This is a genomic window from Novipirellula sp. (assembly GCF_041583735.1).
GTDB lineage: Bacteria > Planctomycetota > Planctomycetia > Pirellulales > Pirellulaceae > Novipirellula.
In genome coordinates this window covers 1-3,387 of sequence record NZ_JBFHFD010000807.1, presented here as the reverse complement: position 1 = coordinate 3,387, position 3,387 = coordinate 1, and the positions used below count along the sequence as shown (strand labels likewise).

At 54.1% G+C, this 3,387-nt stretch carries 3 protein-coding genes; all 3 read right to left on the bottom strand.

Features of this window, described 5'->3' with window-relative positions:
- Positions 1 to 392: 392 nt before the first annotated feature.
- Entirely contained in the window at positions 393 to 956 is a 564-nt protein-coding gene (locus ABX962_RS33050; protein WP_372725947.1) for a hypothetical protein, read from the bottom strand.
- Positions 957 to 1,065: 109 nt separating this feature from the next.
- The gene (locus ABX962_RS33045) at positions 1,066 to 1,545 is read right to left on the bottom strand and encodes a hypothetical protein (protein WP_372725946.1); all 480 of its coding nucleotides are present in this window, start codon (positions 1,543 to 1,545) and stop codon (positions 1,066 to 1,068) included.
- A gap of 229 nt (positions 1,546 to 1,774) precedes the next feature.
- Entirely contained in the window at positions 1,775 to 2,134 is a 360-nt protein-coding gene (locus ABX962_RS33040; protein WP_372725945.1) for a hypothetical protein, read from the bottom strand.
- Positions 2,135 to 3,387 lie beyond the last annotated feature (1,253 nt).

The window sequence follows — 3,387 nt, the reverse complement described above, 5'->3', positions numbered from 1 at the left end:
GAATCGGAAACGCAGCGATCTAGCGGCGTGGCATTCCAGGCGTTATTAACAACCACCGATACACGCAGATGCACACAGATACGATTCTCGATCAACCACATCTGTGTCCATTTGTGTAAATCTGCGGTTAAGACCAACCGCGCATCGATCCGCTGCGAAGGCCTGCACTACCAGAAAGTTCCAATGAAAGTGACCTTCGCCCGACACGATGTCGCTGTTGACGTGAACTGGGAAAAAACGTTCGAGACCTGGACAACGATTGCGACCCCAATAGGCTGCACACCATCGCCGCAAGAAAGTCCAAAATCACCCGGTCACCACGAGAGATTCACTATTGTCAAAACGCCCGACTTCGCGACGCGGGTGCATTTTCTGTTATCCCGCAGCGAGAATTACTCAAAAGCCTTCATTGTCTCAGCCCAACGCTTTTTGTACCGCTTCAGGTTCTCGCCGCCGGCCGCATGGAAGTTAGTGACCCCAAAAGTGAGCAAGCGTTGAGAAATAGGGTTTTGCATGTCGTCGGTAACCACCCATAGCTGCACGTTTTTGACACCGTTATCGTTTGCGATCTTTTTCCATTTGAGGAGTTGGGATTCAGCATCATCGACAGAGAAAACGGTTTGACCAAGCCTGACCCCATGAGTTGTGGGAATTGGGAAAAACGCAATGTCCATCGGTAACACAGATTCGCGTGTCATACCGTCAGCCGGAAAGATCCGAACAATTGCGCCATCTGCTTGCAGTTCTTTGAACTTGGCGTACCGGACAATACTGGCCGGCTGTTCTGCCGCTTGCTTCTCTAGCGTAAGTTTTGCAACAAGAGCTTCAAGCTCCCTGACGCGATTCTGAAGGATCGCAATACGATCTTCGGCCGTTTTCTCACTTTGCTGAGCGAACACCGACGTAGATGCTAGCGAAGCAACAACGAACGCAAACAGTGTTGTTGGTAGTTTCATAAGGACTCCAAAGGTTTTAGCAGGCCTGAGCGGGATAACGTCCGAAATCACGAGGATCGCGCGATGGACCTTCCATCGCCCAAGATCAGCTCACGACCTCCAGTGCACTTCATGGTTCGTCGGCTTTATTGGCGCGGTAGCGACGGCCCAATCGAACACCGGCTTCCGCCGCCGCAAATACGCCAAGCGGCAGTAGCGTGAAGTTCCATGCGACAAATCGCGTTATTCCTGGGTCGCCTCCGGTTGAAAGATTTCCAAAGATTGGACCCTCCAACGCCATGAAGGTCAAACCGAATATGCCAAACGCAACTGTGCACATCAACACCGGGCGAAGGGCAAATCGCGAGTGGGCAACGAATCCCGCGCAAATAGTGGCTGAGCCCCACAAGGTCCCCGGCCACATTACCTTGTAGCGTAGAAATGGGCTGTCGAGTAACATCACGAGCGCAGCCCATACGACGACTGTTAGCCCGACACTCGAAGCGGCGGTTGCCATCATTCTCGCGATCCGCGAGACCGGTCCCCCCGGAGTGTCAGTGTGTTGGCTTTGGCTGTGTGATGGTGCGTACGGATTCGTCTGCATAGGCATTCGGTATCGTGGCCGCACAGCATCAGTCCGACGAACGGGACCGATCACCGAGGACCGGGAGTAGAGTTTCCATGTCAAAACGCGACGCCCGATCCTTCGGCGCATCGGATGGTTAAAGAAAGGGCTGAGTTTCGGCTAATCACGCCCTCTCGTCCAGTTCGTTAAATGCAAATCATCGACAGAGATTCGGGTTCAATCTACGCGGTACGCGAAGGGAACCCCTTAGTGGTTATCCACCGTCCTGAGGGTTCTCAGCGTCAAGATATTGAATGTACACGATACGCTCGAGTGCAACGTACGCAGTTCGACCGGCGAATGCAACCTTAACCTCCGGACACTCGTCAGTGACGGTTCCCCCGAGAAATCGCTTACCGCCAATGTCGACGATCGCACAATTAGCGAGCACTGTGTTGCCGCCGCCGCTTTCGCCACCGGTGCCAAACGCGACCAAGGCGGGCCTGTCCCCTAAGCCTTGCAGGTTGACATGGCCCGCTGGGTCGCCTTCATCAGCCAAAGCGTACCTAAAGGTGGTCAGACCAATAAAGGTAACTGCGATCAATGCGAACGCGCAAGTCGTCTTGTACTTCATCGTTGGTTCCTAGATTGCGGTCAGTGCACAAGGTTGCACGAATGGATTTTAGCCGGATAACATTACCGATCAGCCGGCGGCGACGGTTGATCACCCACTTCAAAACGCCCGACTTCGCCGCTCGGTTGCATCGGATGGCTTCCCGCTTTTCCGGCGGGCATTGACGCCAACCAAGTGATCGACGACGGCACGACTATAACGTGTGAAACAACAGCCAGTATATCCGCGTGAAGTCATCGTTCAGGCGTCTCGTTCGTGTTTCGACGCGAGATCGCAGATGCAATGGCAACAATTGAGACACACAGTCCCGAATACACCAATCCAGGGAGCCAACCGACCACAATTGATATGCCTGGCGCAAGGCTGTTGTATTCCGGATCAGTCGCAAGATTGTATTGAGCGCCCGCAACCATGAAAGTCCAAACAACGACCGTTCCGTATAGAATCGCGCGCCCCCTGCTGCGAATGACGATTGCAAGTATCGGTGGAAATAGTAGCGTCAGAGTTGCGAACACCGCGTCCAGTGGAGAGCCTCATTTGTGTCGGGGAACGTCGGTCGTCTGTGGGCACGGCCAATAGGATGTCCATTTGTAAACGCCATACGCCGTGCTCCGGGCGAGTAGAACGGTGTCTCTCGGATGTTAGGATACGCTTTGTGTTCACGGTTTGCCACGGATTTCTCCTTGTGGTGTCACAATATTTGATCCTTGTCTAATTGGTCACCGCCCCCTCTCCGAACCGGACTGGCGCCGCCGGCGCATCCAGCTCCCAGCCGACACCTCTCACCTGGCATCACTTCGCACTCTTCAACCGCGATCAAGTCCGCGCCACCAGCACTTGCCCCGTGGAAATTCATCTGACTCGCAGCGCATACCGCTCGCAAACGCTTGCCCGCGAATCACGCCAAGGATCGCGAATGAGTGCGGCATGACAAAACTGCAAAAGGAACAATCGCTTCGCAATTAACGACTCGAGCCAACCGCGGAACCAGCGGCAATCGACGCATGGTTGAACAGCGTACACAAATCGACGCCCCCCGGAGCCCAATAAAATCGACCGCCCCTGATGCCCAAAAACAGGCAAAAAAATGGGTGACAAAAAGGTGAAGATCGAAATACAGGGCAGCCGCTACTGCGTCTAGAACATTTTTCTGTCGCACCAATCTTTCTGTCTACCACCCGCTAAGCCTCAAGGCGTGCGAACACAACGAATCAATCTGCACCAGCTCCTCACTCCTCACTCCGTGTCTCCGT

Bases quoted from the DNA above. Each gene is read 5' to 3' on its own strand.
- ABX962_RS33040 (WP_372725945.1), bottom strand. From the start codon at position 2,134: ATGAAGTACAAGACGACTTGCGCGTTCGCATTGATCGCAGTTACCTTT.
- ABX962_RS33045 (WP_372725946.1), bottom strand. From the start codon at position 1,545: ATGCCTATGCAGACGAATCCGTACGCACCATCACACAGCCAAAGCCAA.
- ABX962_RS33050 (WP_372725947.1), bottom strand. From the start codon at position 956: ATGAAACTACCAACAACACTGTTTGCGTTCGTTGTTGCTTCGCTAGCA.